At 59.1% G+C, this 16,173-nt stretch carries 12 protein-coding genes and 1 other RNA gene; 8 read left to right on the forward strand and 5 right to left on the reverse strand.

The window, feature by feature from the left end:
* The 7 genes from smc to recR all read left to right on the forward strand — a co-directional run bounded on the left by smc (position 1) and on the right by recR (position 10,876).
* A complete protein-coding gene (gene smc / locus JQ845_RS07705; protein ID WP_203008829.1) occupies positions 1-3,489 on the forward strand; it encodes a chromosome segregation protein SMC in 3,489 nt (1,162 codons plus the stop codon).
* Between the two features lie 256 nt (positions 3,490-3,745).
* On the forward strand, positions 3,746-4,624 hold the full coding sequence (zipA, locus tag JQ845_RS07710) for a cell division protein ZipA (RefSeq protein WP_003447169.1): 879 nt from the start codon (positions 3,746-3,748) through the stop codon (positions 4,622-4,624).
* Between the two features lie 96 nt (positions 4,625-4,720).
* Positions 4,721-7,078, forward strand: a complete 2,358-nt coding sequence (ligA, locus tag JQ845_RS07715; RefSeq protein ID WP_203008830.1) for an NAD-dependent DNA ligase LigA — start codon at positions 4,721-4,723, stop codon at positions 7,076-7,078.
* Positions 7,079-7,299: 221 nt separating this feature from the next.
* Positions 7,300-7,396: signal recognition particle sRNA small type (ffs, locus tag JQ845_RS07720), an RNA gene on the forward strand.
* A 236-nt stretch (positions 7,397-7,632) separates the two neighbouring features.
* Entirely contained in the window at positions 7,633-9,699 is a 2,067-nt protein-coding gene (dnaX, locus tag JQ845_RS07725; RefSeq protein ID WP_161718415.1) for a DNA polymerase III subunit gamma/tau, read from the forward strand.
* 74 nt (positions 9,700-9,773) lie between these two features.
* Positions 9,774-10,112 carry a YbaB/EbfC family nucleoid-associated protein gene (locus JQ845_RS07730; RefSeq protein ID WP_003447184.1) on the forward strand — a complete coding sequence of 113 codons (339 nt, stop codon included), beginning with the start codon at positions 9,774-9,776 and terminating at the stop codon, positions 10,110-10,112.
* A gap of 161 nt (positions 10,113-10,273) precedes the next feature.
* Positions 10,274-10,876 (forward strand): recombination mediator RecR, encoded by a 603-nt coding sequence (gene recR, locus JQ845_RS07735; RefSeq protein WP_003447185.1) that lies wholly within the window; start codon positions 10,274-10,276, stop codon positions 10,874-10,876.
* Positions 10,877-10,909: 33 nt separating this feature from the next.
* Here the strand turns inward: recR and JQ845_RS07740 are convergent, their stop codons facing one another.
* Together JQ845_RS07740 and fnr are read right to left on the reverse strand one after the other, a co-directional pair.
* Positions 10,910-11,455: an adenine phosphoribosyltransferase gene (locus JQ845_RS07740; RefSeq protein WP_010656163.1), complete on the reverse strand. Its 546-nt coding sequence runs from the start codon at positions 11,453-11,455 to the stop codon at positions 10,910-10,912.
* Between the two features lie 55 nt (positions 11,456-11,510).
* Positions 11,511-12,245, reverse strand: a complete 735-nt coding sequence (gene fnr, locus JQ845_RS07745) for a fumarate/nitrate reduction transcriptional regulator Fnr (protein ID WP_003447190.1) — start codon at positions 12,243-12,245, stop codon at positions 11,511-11,513.
* A 313-nt stretch (positions 12,246-12,558) separates the two neighbouring features.
* Here fnr and JQ845_RS07750 point away from each other — a divergent pair, with 313 nt between their 5' ends.
* The gene (locus JQ845_RS07750; protein ID WP_232286848.1) at positions 12,559-12,873 is read left to right on the forward strand and encodes a hypothetical protein; all 315 of its coding nucleotides are present in this window, start codon (positions 12,559-12,561) and stop codon (positions 12,871-12,873) included.
* A 29-nt stretch (positions 12,874-12,902) separates the two neighbouring features.
* On the opposite strand, the gene hemN is transcribed toward JQ845_RS07750, so the two are convergent.
* The 3 genes from hemN to ccoS all read right to left on the reverse strand — a co-directional run bounded on the left by hemN (position 12,903) and on the right by ccoS (position 16,170).
* Positions 12,903-14,285 carry an oxygen-independent coproporphyrinogen III oxidase gene (gene hemN, locus JQ845_RS07755; RefSeq protein WP_010656161.1) on the reverse strand — a complete coding sequence of 461 codons (1,383 nt, stop codon included), beginning with the start codon at positions 14,283-14,285 and terminating at the stop codon, positions 12,903-12,905.
* A gap of 978 nt (positions 14,286-15,263) precedes the next feature.
* Positions 15,264-15,947: a sulfite exporter TauE/SafE family protein gene (locus JQ845_RS07760; protein ID WP_003447197.1), complete on the reverse strand. Its 684-nt coding sequence runs from the start codon at positions 15,945-15,947 to the stop codon at positions 15,264-15,266.
* Positions 15,940-16,170 carry a cbb3-type cytochrome oxidase assembly protein CcoS gene (gene ccoS / locus JQ845_RS07765; RefSeq protein WP_003447199.1) on the reverse strand — a complete coding sequence of 77 codons (231 nt, stop codon included), beginning with the start codon at positions 16,168-16,170 and terminating at the stop codon, positions 15,940-15,942. The genes JQ845_RS07760 and ccoS overlap by 8 nt, the downstream gene beginning before the upstream one ends.
* Positions 16,171-16,173: the final 3 nt, after the last annotated feature.

Here is a 16,173-nt window from a genome sequence, read left to right on the forward strand (position 1 = left end):
GTGCGCCTCACTTGCATCAAACTCGCGGGCTTCAAGTCCTTCGTCGATCCGACAACCGTTAACTTCCCGAGCAATATGGCGGCCGTTGTAGGCCCTAACGGCTGCGGCAAGTCGAACATCATCGATGCCGTGCGCTGGGTGATGGGTGAAAGCTCGGCTAAAAACCTGCGCGGCGAGTCGATGACGGATGTCATCTTCAACGGTTCCACCACACGCAAGCCGGTGAGTCAGGCCAGCATCGAACTGGTGTTCGATAACTCCGACGGCACGCTGCTGGGCGAATACGCGGCCTACGCCGAGATTTCCATCCGTCGTAAAGTGACCCGCGACAGTCAGACCACCTATTACCTCAACGGTACCAAGTGCCGTCGGCGTGATATCACCGATATTTTCCTGGGAACCGGTCTCGGGCCGCGCAGTTATTCGATTATCGAGCAGGGCATGATCTCGAAACTGATCGAGTCCAAGCCTGAGGATCTGCGTAACTTTATCGAAGAGGCGGCAGGCATCTCCAAATACAAGGAGCGTCGCCGCGAGACTGAAAACCGTATTCGCCGTACCCACGAAAACCTCGCCCGCCTGACCGACCTGCGTGAAGAGTTGGGGCGTCAGCTTGAACGCTTGCATCGCCAGGCCCAGGCAGCCGAGAAATATCAGGAATACAAGGCCCAAGAGCGTCAGCTCAAGGCTCAGCTGTCAGCTTTGCGCTGGCAGGCACTGAACGAGCAAGTGGGCCAGCGCGAAGCGGTTATTGGCAACCAGGAAGTCAGTTTCGAAGCCCTGGTGGCCGAGCAGCGCAATGCCGATGCCAGCATCGAACGCTTGCGTGACGGGCACCATGATCTGTCAGAACGCTTTAATTTGGTGCAAGGGCGCTTCTATTCGGTCGGCGGTGATATTGCCCGGGTCGAGCAAAGCATTCAGCACGGTCAGCAGCGTTTGCGTCAGTTGCAGGATGACCTGCGCGAAGCCGAGCGTTCCCGTCTCGAAACCGAGGCCCATCTGGGGCATGACCGGACGATGTTGGCGACGCTGGGTGAAGAGCTTGAAATGCTCGCACCAGAGCAGGAACTGACCAGCGCTGCGGCCGAAGAAGCGGCAGCCGCGCTGGAAGAATCCGAACACACCATGCATGGCTGGCAAGAGCAGTGGGATGATTTCAACCAGCGCTCTGCAGAGCCCCAGCGTCAGTCCGAAGTCTTGCAGGCGCGTATCCAGCAGCTGGAAACCAGCATGGAGCGCGTGGCCGAGCGTCAGCGCCGGTTGGCAGAAGAGCGCGCCTTGCTGGCGGCCGATCCTGAAGATGCGGCGATTCTCGAGCTGAGTGAGCAGCTGGCTACCAGCGAGCTGACCCAGGAAGAACTGCAAGCCAGTGAAGAGCTGCTGGTCGAGCGGCTGGAGCAGGTGCGTCACGATTTGCAGCAGGCGACACAGAATCAGCAGCAGGCACAGGGTGAGCTGCAGCGGCTCAACGGTCGCCTGGCCTCCCTTGAGGCCTTGCAGCAGGCAGCTCTGGACCCGGGCACCGGTGCAGCGCAGTGGTTGCAAGACCAGCAGCTCGCCGATCGCCCACGTCTGGCCGAAGGCCTGCGCGTTGAAGCCGGCTGGGAGCTGGCGGTCGAGACGGTTCTTGGCGCCGACTTGCAGGCCGTGCTGGTGGATGACTTTGCGCAACTGGACCTGGCCGGTTTTGCCCAGGGCGACCTGCGCCTGTTCAGTGCCGGTACCCAGGGCGGTAGTTTGGCCGGCAGTTTGCTGGACAAGGTCGAGGCCGACTTCGATCTCTCGCCATGGCTGGGTCAGGTCAGGGCGGTGGAAACCCTGGAGCAGGCGCTGGCCATGCGCGTGCAATTGGCCGATGGCCAGAGCCTGATCAGCCGGGACGGGTATTGGGTAGGGCGCAACTTTTTGCGGGTTCGGCGTGCCAGCGAAGCGCAAAGCGGCGTGTTGGCCCGGGGGCAGGAAATTCAGCATTTGGGTGCTGAGCGCGAAGAGCGTGAAGCCGCACTGGCCAGCCTTGAAGAACAGCTACAGCGTTTGCGCGAGCAACAGTTGACCCAGGAAGACTCCCGCGAGCAGGTGCGTCGTCGTCTGCAGGACGAAGCCCGTCAGCAAGGTGAGATCAAGGCCCTGCTATCTGCCAGCAAAGCCAAGGTCGAGCAATTGACCTTGCGCCGGCGTCGCCTGGATGAAGAGCTGGTCGAGCTGGGAGAGCAGCGAGCCCTGGAGCATGAGCAGGTTGGCGAGTCCCGCCTGCAGCTTCAGGATGCGCTGGATGCCATGGCCACCGACACTGAGCGGCGTGAGCTGCTGTTGGCCCAGCGCGACAGTCTGCGCGAGCGCCTGGACCGGGTGCGCCAGGAAGCGCGTCAGCACAAGGATCACGCTCACCAGCTGGCGGTGCGTCTGGGCTCGCTCAAGGCGCAGCACGACTCAACGCGTCAGGCCCTTGAGCGGCTGGAGCTGCAGTCCGAGCGTCTGGCGGAAAAGCGTGAGCAGCTCAGTCTTAATCTGGAGGAGGGCGAGGCTCCCCTCGAAGAATTGCGCCTCAAGCTTGAAGAGTTGCTCGACAAGCGCCTGACCGTGGATCAGGAGCTCAAAATTGCCCAGACCGCCCTTGAGGATGCTGACCGTGAATTGCGCGACGCTGAAAAGCGCCGCAATCAGGCCGAGCAGCAATCGCAGCTGATTCGCGGGCAGCTTGAACAGCAGCGCATGGAGTGGCAGGCGCTGACAGTGCGTCGAACCACGTTGCAGGATCAGTTGCTGGCCGATGGCTATGACCTGCACGGGGTGCTTGCAACCCTGAATGCCGAGGTCAATGAGCAGCAGGCTGAAGAAGAGCTGGAACGTATTGCAGCGCGGATTCAACGTCTGGGGGCCATCAACCTCGCGGCCATCGATGAGTACCAGCAGCAGTCCGAGCGCAAACGTTATCTGGATGCCCAGGATGCCGACCTGGTTGAGGCGCTGGATACTCTGGAAAACGTTATTCGCAAGATCGACAAAGAGACGCGCAGTCGCTTCAAAGACACCTTTGATCAGATAAATGGTGGATTACAGGCACTTTTCCCAAAAGTTTTCGGTGGTGGCAGCGCTTATTTGGAACTGACGGGCGAAGATTTACTCGATACAGGGGTAACTATCATGGCGCGTCCACCGGGCAAGAAGAACAGCACCATTCATTTGCTGTCCGGTGGCGAGAAAGCATTGACTGCCCTGGCACTGGTTTTTGCCATTTTCAAACTCAATCCTGCGCCGTTTTGCATGCTTGATGAAGTTGACGCACCGCTTGATGACGCTAACGTGGGCCGCTATGCCCGCCTGGTAAAAGAGATGTCACAGACCGTGCAATTCATTTACATCACCCACAACAAAATCGCCATGGAAATGGCCGATCAGTTGATGGGGGTGACAATGCATGAGCCCGGCTGCTCTCGTCTGGTGGCGGTTGATGTCGAGGAGGCAATGGCAATGGTCGATGCTTGAGCTATAAGCATGTAGGGGGATTTTTCTTCTCGAAAGAGAATTCCTGAATATTTGTCTGGCATGACTGATGGGTCGTGGGCTATATGGGCATTAACCCAATGCGACAGACGGTGTAAAGTTATCTTTGGTCGTGTTAATTTAGCGTCTAATTTTTTGTACGTGGGTAAAACGCCATTCAGAACATAGAGTTGGCGCCACGTTTTAAAGGGCTTTAGGCTCTTCTTCATAGAATCATTTTTTAGGGGCACGGGATTACATGGAAATCGGTCTGCGCGAGTGGCTGATAGTCATCGGCATAGTGGTCATCGCCGGTATTCTTTTTGATGGCTGGCGCCGTATGCGCGGTGGCAAGGGCAAACTCAAGTTTCGCCTTGACCGCAGCTTTTCCAACGTCCCTGACGAGGAGACCAGCGCCGAGCTGCTGGGTCCTTCGCGAGTCCTGGACACGCCGGCCCATAAAGAGCCCCAGCTTGACGAGCACGACCTGCCATCGGTCAGCATGTCGCCACGGGACAAGGGTTCCAAGCGCAGCAAGCGTGGCGGGGAGCCGAGCCAGGGTGACCTGAACCTCAATCTGGATCTGGAAGACGGTCCGAGCATCAGCGCCCGCGATGATGACTTCGCCCAGGAAGCCAAACCACGTGGGCGTTCAGCGCCAAGTGTGGCGGCGGTTGAAGCGAAGGAGCCAGCAGCACAACAGGCCGCTGAAGAAGTGCTGGTCATCAGTGTGATCAGTCGCGATCCTGCCGGCTTCAAAGGGCCTGCATTGCTGCAGAACATCCTTGAAAGCGGTTTGCGCTTTGGTGAGATGGATATTTTCCACCGCCACGAAAGCATGGCCGGTAATGGCGAAGTGTTGTTCTCCATGGCCAACGCCGTGAAACCGGGCGTGTTTGATCTGGATGATATTGACCTGTTCAGCACCCCTGCCGTGAGCTTCTTTCTCGGCTTGCCGGGCCCGCGTCATCCCAAGCAGGCATTCGATGTGATGGTTGCCGCTGCACGCAAGTTGTCCCAGGAGCTCAACGGTGAGCTTAAGGATGACCAGCGCAGTGTTTTGACGGCTCAGACCATCGAGCATTACCGTCAGCGCATCGTCGAGTTCGAGCGTCGCGCCCTGACCCAGAAACGCTAAACAGGTGGGGGCAGGCATGCTTGCTCCCGCAGAAACGCAAAATGATTAACGCAAGAGCAGCCTCGGCTGCTCTTTTGCTTTGTGAGAGAACACCCCATGACCGCCGCCAATACCCGAATTCTAGAGCTGCGCGCTGAACTGGATCAGCACAACTATCGCTATCACGTACTCGACGAGCCCAGCATTCCGGACGCCGAGTACGATCGTCTGTTTCGCGAGCTCAAAGCGCTGGAGACCGAGCATCCGGAGCTGATCACCCCGGACTCGCCGACCCAGCGAGTCGGCAGCGCGGCGTTGTCGGCTTTTACTCAAGTGCGCCACGAAGTGCCGATGCTGAGTCTTGGCAACGCCTTTGATGAAACAGACATGCGTGAATTCGACCGGCGCGTCAGCGAAGGTCTGGATTTGCCGGCGGGCGATCTGTTTGGCGGCGGCGCCGAAGTTGAATACAGCTGTGAGCCCAAGCTCGATGGTCTGGCGGTCAGCTTGCTGTATCGGGACGGCAATCTGGTGCGCGGTGCTACTCGCGGAGACGGCACCACGGGCGAAGACATCAGTGTCAACGTGCGCACGGTGCGCAATATCCCGCTCAAGCTGCATGGCAGCGGTTGGCCCGCAGTCCTGGAGGTGCGGGGCGAGGTCTTTATGTCCAAGGCCGGCTTTGACCGTCTTAACGAGGCCCAGCTCGCCGCAGGCGGCAAAACCTTTGCCAACCCGCGTAACGCCGCAGCAGGCAGTTTGCGGCAGCTGGACTCGAAAATTACCGCCAGTCGTCCTTTGGAGTTTTGCTGCTACGGCCTTGGCCAGGTGTCTGAGGAGTTTTCAGACACCCATATCGGCAATCTCAAGCAGTTGCAGCAATGGGGCATGCCGATCAGTCATGAATTGAAACTGGCCCGGGGCATTGGCGAATGCCTGGACTACTACCGTGATATTGGCGAGCGCCGCGCGTCCCTGCCTTATGAGATCGATGGTGTGGTGTTCAAGGTCAATAGCCTGGCATCGCAGCGTGAGCTGGGCTTTCGTGCCCGCGAGCCGCGCTGGGCTATTGCTCACAAGTTCCCGGCGATGGAAGAGCTGACCGAGCTGCTGGATGTGGAGTTTCAGGTCGGTCGTACCGGTGCGGTCACGCCGGTGGCGCGTTTAAAGCCGGTCAAGGTGGCGGGGGTCACGGTCTCCAATGCCACGCTGCACAACATGGATGAAGTGGCGCGTCTGGGGCTGATGATTGGTGACACGGTGATTATTCGCCGTGCCGGTGATGTGATTCCGCAGGTGGTGCAAGTGGTGCTGGAGCGGCGTCCTGAAAACGCTCGCCCGGTGCAGATCCCGGAGAGCTGTCCGGTGTGCGGTTCCCACGTAGAGCGCACGCAACTGATCAAGCGCAGCAAGGGGCGCGAAACCATCAGTGAAGGGGCGGTGTATCGCTGTGTCGGGCGACTGGCCTGCGGTGCCCAGCTCAAACAGGCGATCATTCACTTTGTTTCGCGTCGGGCCATGGATATTGAAGGCCTGGGCGAAAAAAGCGTCGAGCAGTTGGTGGATGAGGGGTTGGTGAGTTCGCCGGCCGATCTGTACACCCTGACCTTCGAAAAAATTGTCGATCTTGAAGGGTTTGCCGAGCTGTCGAGCAAGAATTTGCTGCAGGCAATAGCTGACAGCAAACGTCCGGCATTGGCGCGTTTTATATACGCTCTGGGAATTCCCGATGTAGGAGAGGAGACGGCCAAAGTACTGGCGCGCTCATTGGCCTCTCTGGAGCGTGTACAGCGTGCTTTGCCGCAAGTACTCACCTACTTGCCGGATGTCGGGCTGGAAGTGGCCCACGAGATTCACAGCTTCTTCGGTGATGCCCATAACCAACAGGTGATAGCGCAATTGCTTGAGCGTGGCCTGGAATTGCAGGACCAGGGAGATCTGGGGGCCGAGTTCGCGGCCAGTGCCACCTTGGGCGGGTTGATCGACAAGCTGCATATCCCCTCGGTTGGGCCGGGTGGTGCGCAAAAGCTGGCCGAAAAGTTTGTAACCCTTGAGGGGGTAATCAACGCTGACTGGCTCGATATGCGTCAGGCGCTGCCTGAGAAACAGGCCAAAGCGGTGCGCGAATTTTTCGACAACCCAGAAAATGCCCGGGCGGCTCTGGCTGTCGAGGCGCAGTTGCGCGACTTCGGCATGCACTGGCAGAGCGAGAAAAAGACCGTGGAAGGTTTGCCGCTGGCCGGGCAGACCTGGGTGCTGACCGGCTCGCTGGAGTTGATGAGTCGCGACGTCGCCAAAGACAAGCTCGAAAGCCTGGGAGCCAAGGTTTCGGGTTCGGTCTCCGGCAAGACCCATTGCGTGGTGGCGGGCCCCGGCGCGGGCTCGAAACTGGTCAAGGCCAATGAGCTGGGGCTCAAGGTGCTGGATGAGGAAGCCTTTGTGGCGTTCCTGGGTGAGCAGGGCATCCAGATCTAGAGTGGTAGCCCCCTGCAGGAGCGAGCTTGCTCGCGAGCTCTTCGCGGCCTTGTTGAAAAGCTCGCTCCTGCAGAGTCTGCTGCCCGGTCCCCGCCCTGTATGGTCCAATCCAAGTGCTTGAGCCCGCTCATTTTTTTATTCTTGCCGCAGCAGTTGTAAGTTTTCCTCAGACAGGTACAATGGCGCCGTTCGCTGCTAAGCGGATGTTGTTATGGTGACCCTATCGGTCCCTCCGCAACGATTACCCGTTAACCTGGTCAGATCCGGAAGGAAGCAGCCACAGCGGGAACATTGTGTGCCGGGGTGTGGCTGGTGGGGTTGCCTCCATTTTAAAAATCCTCAGTTTTGCAGGGTTTTTAGTCGATACACAGCATCTCTCCATTCTCTTTTGTTCAAGCCCGTCCCGGCGTTTATTCCGCGGTCGATGTCTTTTTGTGCGCGGCATAAAACATGCGGCTGTACGGCATGAGCAGTTTAAAGTGCGCATCGGATGCAATTTTGCCCCTGCTCCGCTAGCATTAGCCCCTTCCGCTTTTCTGACGCGACGGTTATCAATGAGTTATCAGGTTCTTGCACGTAAATGGCGTCCGCGCTCGTTCCGCGAAATGGTCGGCCAGACCCATGTGCTCAAGGCTCTGATCAATGCCCTGGACAGTCAGCGCCTGCATCACGCCTACCTGTTTACCGGTACCCGTGGTGTCGGCAAGACCACCATTGCGCGGATCATCGCCAAATGCCTGAACTGTGAGACAGGTATCACCTCGACCCCGTGCGGAACGTGTTCGGTGTGCCGCGAAATCGACGAAGGGCGCTTTGTCGATCTGATCGAAATCGATGCCGCGAGCCGGACCAAGGTCGAGGACACCCGCGAGTTGCTCGATAACGTGCAGTACGCGCCAAGCCGCGGGCGCTTCAAGGTCTACCTGATCGACGAAGTGCACATGCTCTCCAGCCACTCCTTCAATGCGTTGCTCAAAACCCTTGAAGAGCCGCCGCCCTACGTCAAATTCATCCTGGCGACCACCGATCCGCAGAAACTGCCGGCGACAATCCTTTCCCGTTGCCTGCAGTTCTCCCTGAAAAACATGACCCCCGAGCGGGTAGTCGAGCACTTGAGCCATGTGCTGAGTGTCGAAAACGTACCCTTTGAAGATGACGCGCTGTGGTTGCTGGGTCGGGCTGCGGACGGCTCGATGCGTGATGCGATGAGCCTGACCGACCAGGCCATTGCCTTCGGTGAAGGCAAGGTGCTGGCGGCTGATGTGCGCACCATGCTGGGTACTCTCGACCACGGCCAGGTGTTTGACCTGCTGCACGCCTTGATCGAAGGCGATGCCCGGGGACTGCTGGAGGCTGTGCGCCATCTGGCCGAGCAGGGCCCGGACTGGAACGGCGTGCTGTCCGAAATCCTCAACGTCTTCCATCGCGTTGCCATTGCCCAGGCGTTGCCCGAAGGGGTCGACAACGGCCACGGCGACCGTGATCGCGTACTGGCCCTGGCCAAGGTATTGCCTGCCGAAGACGTACAGTTTTATTACCAGATGGGCCTGATCGGCCGGCGTGATTTGCCGCTGGCACCAGACCCCCGTGGCGGTTTTGAAATGGTCCTGCTACGGATGCTGGCCTTCCGTCCGGCAGACGCGACAGACTCGCCGAGTCAGCCGCTAAAGCCAGTGGGGATCAGCCAGGCCACAGTTGATTCCGCCCAAACCGTGGCTGGCCCGACCGCTGTTGCGCCAGTAGTTGCTGCACCTGCACCTGCCGCTGTGGCGGTGGTTGAAGTGCCCAGGCCTGAACCTGTGGTCGAGCCGGCACCTGCACCTGTGGCGGCCCCCAGGGCGCCAGCAGTGCCGGTAGTGGACTTGCCGTGGAACGAGCCTGCTGTTGCCGTGATCGAAGAGCCGCTGGCGCCCCAAGCGATGCTCGATACGCTCGGCGAACAACCCGAGTTGCCACCGATGCCGTTGCCTACGCCTGACAGCGTGGTGCCGGACGCGCCGCAGTGGGAAGACGCGCCTGTACCTGAGCCAACGCCGGAGCAAGTGGACTCGGCACTGTCGGGCCTGGATCGCGATGACGAGCCGCCGCTGGACGAAGATTACATTGAGCCGGACATGGACTCGGCGGCCTATAGCTACCTTGACGAACTGGCCAGCGAGCATGGGGGCGAGCCTGCACCTGAGCCCGAGCCATTGCCTGCTGCCGAGCCTGCGACCGGGCTGGCCCTTGAATGGCTGAATATGTTCCCCAAATTACCGGTATCGGGCATGACGGCGAGCATTGGCGCCAACTGCACATTGATCTCGGTTGATGGTGATGACTGGTTGCTGCATCTGGACCCGGCTCACAGCGCGTTGTTTAACGCGACTCAGCAGCGCCGGCTCAATGATGCGTTGAACCAGTATCATCAGCGCACACTCAAAGTGACTATCGAGCTGATCAAGCCGGAGCAGGAAACCCCGGCCCAGGCCGCCTCGCGCTTTCGTGCAGAGCGCCAGCGCCTGGCAGAAGAATCCATCTATGCCGATCCGCTGGTGCAGCAAATGATTGAACAATTCGGTGCGGCAGTCCGTGACGATACGATTCAACCTGTGGACGTTGTTGAGGCTCAGGCTTCATAACGCCAGGAAAAACTTACAGCCCGAGGTTTCTTGGCCGCGGGTGCATTGTCCAAATAACGTTTGAGGTGATTCCCATGATGAAAGGTGGCATGGCCGGCCTGATGAAGCAGGCGCAGCAGATGCAGGAAAAAATGGCCAAAATGCAGGAAGAACTGGCCAATGCTGAAGTCACTGGTAAAGCCGGTGGCGACATGGTGACTGTGGTCATGACCGGTCGTCATGACATCAAGCGTGTGAGCATCGATCCGGCTCTGCTTGAAGGTGTCAGCGATGATGACCGTGAAGTGCTGGAAGACCTGTTCGCGGCTGCAGTCAACGATGCCGTGCGCAAGGTCGAAGCCAATAGCCAGGACAAAATGTCCGGCGTGACCTCCGGCATGCAACTGCCGCCAGGCATGAAGCTGCCGTTCTAAGGCGCTGCACAAAATGCCAGGCCCCCGGGCCTGGCATTTTTTTGCCTGGCTGTTTTTGATTAATGGTGCAGGCTGCCCGGGTGCACGGGATTGCTGGCATTTGACGCTGGCCCGGACCGCGGGTATAAACCGCCTCTCGTTGTTTTGTCGGACCTTTCCCTATGAGCTTTAGTCCCCTGATTCGCCAACTGATCGATGCCTTGCGCACCTTGCCGGGCGTAGGTCAAAAGACTGCACAGCGCATGGCTCTGCAATTGCTTGAGCGTGATCGCAGCGGTGGTTCGCGTCTGGCGCTGGCCTTGAGTCAGGCTATGGAGGGCGTGGGTCATTGCCGTCTGTGCCGGACCCTGACCGAGGATGACTTGTGTCCGCAGTGCGCCGATGTGCGCCGAGACGACACCCTGCTTTGTGTGGTTGAGGGGCCGATGGATGTCTATGCCGTCGAGCAGACCGGCTATCGCGGTCGTTACTTTGTGCTCAAAGGGCATTTGTCGCCGCTGGACGGCCTGGGGCCGGAGGCGATAGGTATCCCGCAACTGATGACGCGCATCGCGGAACAGGGCACCTTCACCGAGGTGATCCTCGCCACCAACCCGACGGTCGAAGGCGAGGCTACTGCACATTACATTGCGCAATTGCTCGGCAACAAAGGCCTTATTGCTTCGCGCATCGCCCACGGTGTACCGCTGGGTGGCGAGCTGGAACTGGTTGACGGCGGAACCCTGGCCCACTCGTTCTCCGGGCGCAGACCGATCGTTCTGTAAGCATCAGCTTGCCGGCGAGCAGGCGACACGGCCTTACTCTGTCAGGGAAAATTCAGTCAGGCAAAAGGTCGGGACGCCCATTTCCTGCAGGCGTTTCGACCCGCCCAGTTGTGGCAGATCAATAATCGCAGCGGCTTCAAACACCTGTGCCCCCATGCGCCGCACCAGATTGGCAGCGGCAATCAGGGTCCCGCCCGTAGCGATCAGATCATCGACGATCAACAGCGAGTCGCCTTCACATAGGCTGTCGGCGTGAACCTCGAGAAACGCTTCGCCATATTCGGTCTGATAGCCTTCGGCTAAAACGTCGGCGGGCAATTTGCCCTGCTTGCGAAACAGGATCAGCGGCTTGTTGAGTTGATGCGCCAGTACCGAGCCAATCAAAAAGCCGCGGGCATCCATGGCGCCGATGTGGCTGAAATCAGCCTCGACGTAGCGTTCGATAAAGGTATCGGCAATCACGCGCATGGCGCGGGGGGATTGATACAGCGGCGTGATATCGCGAAAAATCACCCCTGCTTTGGGGAAGTCAATTACTGGGCGAATCAAGGATTTGAGGCAAAAGTCGTCGCGGATCATATCGGGCTATACTGGCGTGCGTTAGCTCGCCAGTATAGCCCGATGAATGACGGATTCAGACTTCCAGCGAGCCACCGGCCAGGGCGCACAGCTTGATGGGGTCAAGAATGTGAACTTCCTTGCCATCAGCGGTGATCAGCTGGTTTTCTTGCAGGCGGGTAAATACCCGGGAAACCGTTTCAACTGCCAGGCCCAGGTAATTGCCAATTTCATTGCGCGACATGCTCAGACGGAACTGGTTGGCCGAAAAGCCACGGGCGCGGAAACGGGCAGACAGGTTGACCAGAAAGGTCGCGATACGTTCGTCAGCGGTCTTTTTCGACAGCAGCAACATCATCTGCTGATCGTCACGAATTTCCCGGCTCATGATGCGCATCAGCTGGCGACGCAGTTGCGGCAGCTGTACCGAAAGCTCGTCCAGACGCTCGAAGGGAATTTCGCAAACCGGCGTGGTTTCCAGTGCCTGGGCAGATACCGGATAGGATTCGGTGTCCATGCCTGACAAACCGACCAGCTCGCTGGGCAAGTGGAAACCGGTGAGTTGCTCTTCGCCGCTGTCACTCAAGCTGAATGTCTTGAGGGCGCCGGAGCGTACTGCGTAGACCGAGACGAACGGGTCGCCCTGACGAAACAGAAATTCGCCTTTTTTCAATGGGCGGCCGCGTTTGACGATTTCCTCTAACGCATCCATGTCTTCCAGGTTTAACGAAAGTGGCAAACATAAAGGCGCGAGACTGCAATCCTTGCAGTGAGCCTGGCTATGAGCGCGCACTTTTACTGGCTCGGACATTTCTTAAATCCTTATAGGAAAACACACATAAGATGCAAGGTTACCCCAGGGAGGGGGCTGAGGCCAGTGCGCCAATTCAGTGCACTTCACTCAAGTAACCTGCCGCCGTGCCGATAGCCCGGTAACGGCTTAAGCACAGGGAGCAGGTCAGATGTCATCGATGGGTGGAGTTGGCCTTAGTCAGAGTGGCATGTTGACCATAAACACGCCTGCGATAAACAGACAGAATGTCGCAGTGGCCGACGAGGACACGGGCCTTGGCCAGGTGGCAGCTCCCGCTGAGGGCGTCAAAGTGGTGATTTCAGGTGCGGCCATGAAGTTGGCAAAAGCGCAGAAAGATCAGAACGACGACATTGAAGGCAGCGGCTTGCCGGATCAGGTTCAGAAAATTCTGAAGATGATTCGCGAGATTAAGAAGCAGATAGCTGAAAAGCAGGCTCAACTGCAGCAAGTCATGGCCAACAGCAATTTGAATCCTGAGCAGGCCAAGGCTCAGGCCGCCGGCTTGCAGGCGGCAATTGCCGGTTTGAGTGCTGCATTGCTCAATGCCAATGCCAGCCTGGTCAAAGCCATGAAAGACTTGAGCGGTGAGGACGCGCTCAAGGCTTCTTCGCTGATGGCCAGCTAGCGGGCGTTATCACCGGTTGCGAGCGCTCCCTATATCACCCGGGAAAATCGCTGCCGACTGGCCTGTTCCAGGTAGCCATCAAACACCATGCACACCGAGCGCACCAACAGCCGCCCGGCGGGCAGTACGGTCAATTGCTCATGGTCCAGGGTGATCAGGCCATCGGCGGCCATTCTCTGCAGGGCAGGCCACTGCTGGGCAAAGTAGCCTCGAAAATCAATATTGAATACTTGCTCTATGTGGGCGAACGGCAAGTTCAAATTGCAGATGATTTGTTGAATCACCTCGCGCCGGATCCGGTCATCCTGATTGCACAGCAGGCCACGGGCAGTGGCGAGCTGGCCGCTGGCCAGGGTGCGCTGATACTGGGTGATGTCGCTGTCATTCTGGCAGTACAGCTCGCCGATCTGGCTGATGGCTGATACGCCGAGGCCGATCAGGTCGCAATGACCGTGGGTGGTGTAACCCTGGAAGTTGCGTTGCAGGGTGGCTTCTTCCTGGGCGATGGCCAGTTCGTCGTCCGGCAGGGCGAAGTGATCCATGCCGATATAGCGATACCCGGCAGCTGTCAGCTGGGCGATGGTGCGCTCAAGCATTTCCAGTTTGGCGGCAGGCGAGGGCAGATCGCTGGTATTGATCCGCCGTTGCGGCATGAAGCGCTCTGGCAAGTGCGCGTAATTGAACACCGACAAACGATCCGGCTGCAGGCTGATCACTTCGTTGATGGTTTGTGCGAAGGCATCGGGGGTTTGCTTGGGCAGGCCGTAGATCAGGTCGATATTGATCGAGCGAAACTGCAGGGTGCGCGCAGCATCGATCACGGCACGGGTTTCTTCCAGGCTTTGCAGGCGATTGACCGCTCGCTGTACCTGGGGGTCGAGATCTTGCAGGCCAATGCTGACGCGATTGAACCCCAGCTCGCGCAGCAGGCCCATGGTCGACCAGTCGGCTTCCCGGGGGTCGATTTCGATGCCGTAATCGCCGGAGTCGTCGTCCAGCAAGGTGAAGTTTTCGCGCAGGCTGGCCATCAATTGGCGCAATTCGGCGTGGCTGAGAAAGGTCGGCGTTCCTCCGCCAAAGTGCAGTTGCTCGACGGTTTGTCTGGGGTCGAGGTGGCAGGCGACCTGGCGGATTTCCTGCTCCAGTCGCTGCAAATAAGGCTGCGCCCGGCCACGGTCTTTAGTAATCACTTTATTGCAGGCGCAGTAGTAGCAAATATTGGCGCAGAACGGCACATGCACATACAGCGACAACGGCCGCGACGCCTTGCGGCTTTCGCGCAAGGCGTGCAGCAGATCGAAAGTACTGACCTGATCAGTGAACTGCATGGCTGTCGGATATGAGGTATAGCGCGGGCCGGCCAGGTCATAGCGGCGAATCAAATCTGAGTCCCAACGAATGGCGTCGAGCATGCGGGCATTCCCCTGGGATGGTTGGCAATGCGCTGGAGTCTAGGGGCTCGGGATTTGGATGGCCTTGATTTGTATCAATGGCGGCGTGTACTGCATCGCCGGCAAGCCAGCTCCCACAGTGTGTTCCTTGGGGTAGCACAGCTGCTGTGGGAGGTCAGGTCATCCAGCACCCACAGAGTGTCCTTGGGGGTTGCACAGCTATTGTGGGAGCCAGCTTGCTGGCGATGGTATCGGTGAGGTCATGCAGTTGGACTGCGTTGCCTGCATCGCTGGCAAGCCAGCTCCCACAGTGTGTTCCTTGAGGTTGCACAGCTGCTGGGGGAGGTGAGGTCATCCAGTTGAGCTGGGTTGCCTGCATCGCTGGCAAGCCAGCTCCCACAGATTGTCTCTCGGGGTTGCGCAGTTGCTGTGGAAGGTCAGGTCATCCAGTTGAACTGGGTTGCCTGCATCGCTGGCAAGCCAGCTCCCACAATGTGTTCCTTGGGGTTGCACAGCTGCTGTGGGAGGTCAGGTCATCCAGCTCCCACAGAGTATCCTTGGGGGTTGCACAGCTATTGTGGGAGCCAGCTTGCTGGCGATGGTATCGGTGAGGTCAAGCAGTTGGGCTGCGTTGCCTGCATCGCCGGCAAGCCAGCTCCCACAGAGTGTCTCTCGGGGTTGCACAGCTGCTGTGGGAGGTCAGGTCATCCAGCACCCACAGAGTATCCTTGGGGGTTGCACAGCTATTGTGGGAGCCAGCTTGCTGGCGATGGTATCGGTGAGGTCATCCAGTTGAACTGGGTTGCCTATATCGCTGGCAAGCCAGCTCCCACAGTGTGTTCCTTGGGGTTGCACAATCAGGTCATCCAGCACCCACAGAGTGTCCTTGGGGGGTGCACAGCTATTGTGGGAGCCAGCTTGCTGGCGATGGTATCGGTGAGGTCATGCAGTTGGGCTGCGTTGCCTGTATCCCCGGCAAGCGCCCGCACAAGTGAATGGCTAGTGCCCCATCAACCAGTGCTGATGGGGGCCGGGCAGGGTCCAGATGCCGAACAGGATCACCAGCAAGCCCCCGGCCATGCGTACGCTGCGCTTGCGCAGCAGTGCCGTGACACGCTCGGCAGCCAGGCCGGTCGCCAGCAGCACGGGCCAGGTACCAAGCCCGAATGCCAGCATCAGCAGTGCACTGTCGATCGCGCTGCCCTGGCTGGCCGACCAGATCAGCGTGCTGTAGACCAGGCCACATGGCAGCCAGCCCCACAGCGCGCCCAGCAGCAATGCCCGGGGCAGGCTCGATACGGGCAGCAAGCGGTTGGCAACGGGCTGGATATGCCGCCACAGGCCGCGTCCCAGGCTTTCGATGCGGGTCAGGCCGCTCCACCAGCCGGCCAGGTACAAGCCCATGCAGATCAGCAGCAACCCGGCGAGGATGCGCATGTACATCGCCGCCGGACTGTTGGCCACCGCCCATCCGGCGAGCCCCAGCAGCAAACCAGCTGCGGCGTAACTGAGGATCCGCCCCAGGTTATAGGCCAGTAGCAGCCTGAAGCGGCGGCTGCGTTGCTCTTTGGGGATGGCCAGGGTCAATGCCCCCATCAGGCCGCCGCACATGCCCAGGCAGTGGCCGCCCCCGAGCAGGCCCAGAATCACGGCCGAAACCAGTAGTGGCGCCAGCTCAAACATGGGGTGGGGCCTTGCTGTCGGTGTCCTGCTCCGACTCCGGGTGATGCAGCCTGGCTTCTTCGACGGCCGCTGTATGTTTCGGGTCCTGGTCGTCAAACAGGATGCTGTGGGCCGGGCTGTCGAGGTCATCGTACTGGCCGCTGTCCACTGCCCAGAAGAAGATGTAGATGGCGATTGCGACAATCAGCAAGGCCGCGGGAATCATGATGTAAAGCGCTGGCATAAA

Origin of the sequence: Pseudomonas paraversuta (assembly GCF_904063065.1) — a bacterium.
Lineage (GTDB): Bacteria > Pseudomonadota > Gammaproteobacteria > Pseudomonadales > Pseudomonadaceae > Aquipseudomonas > Aquipseudomonas paraversuta.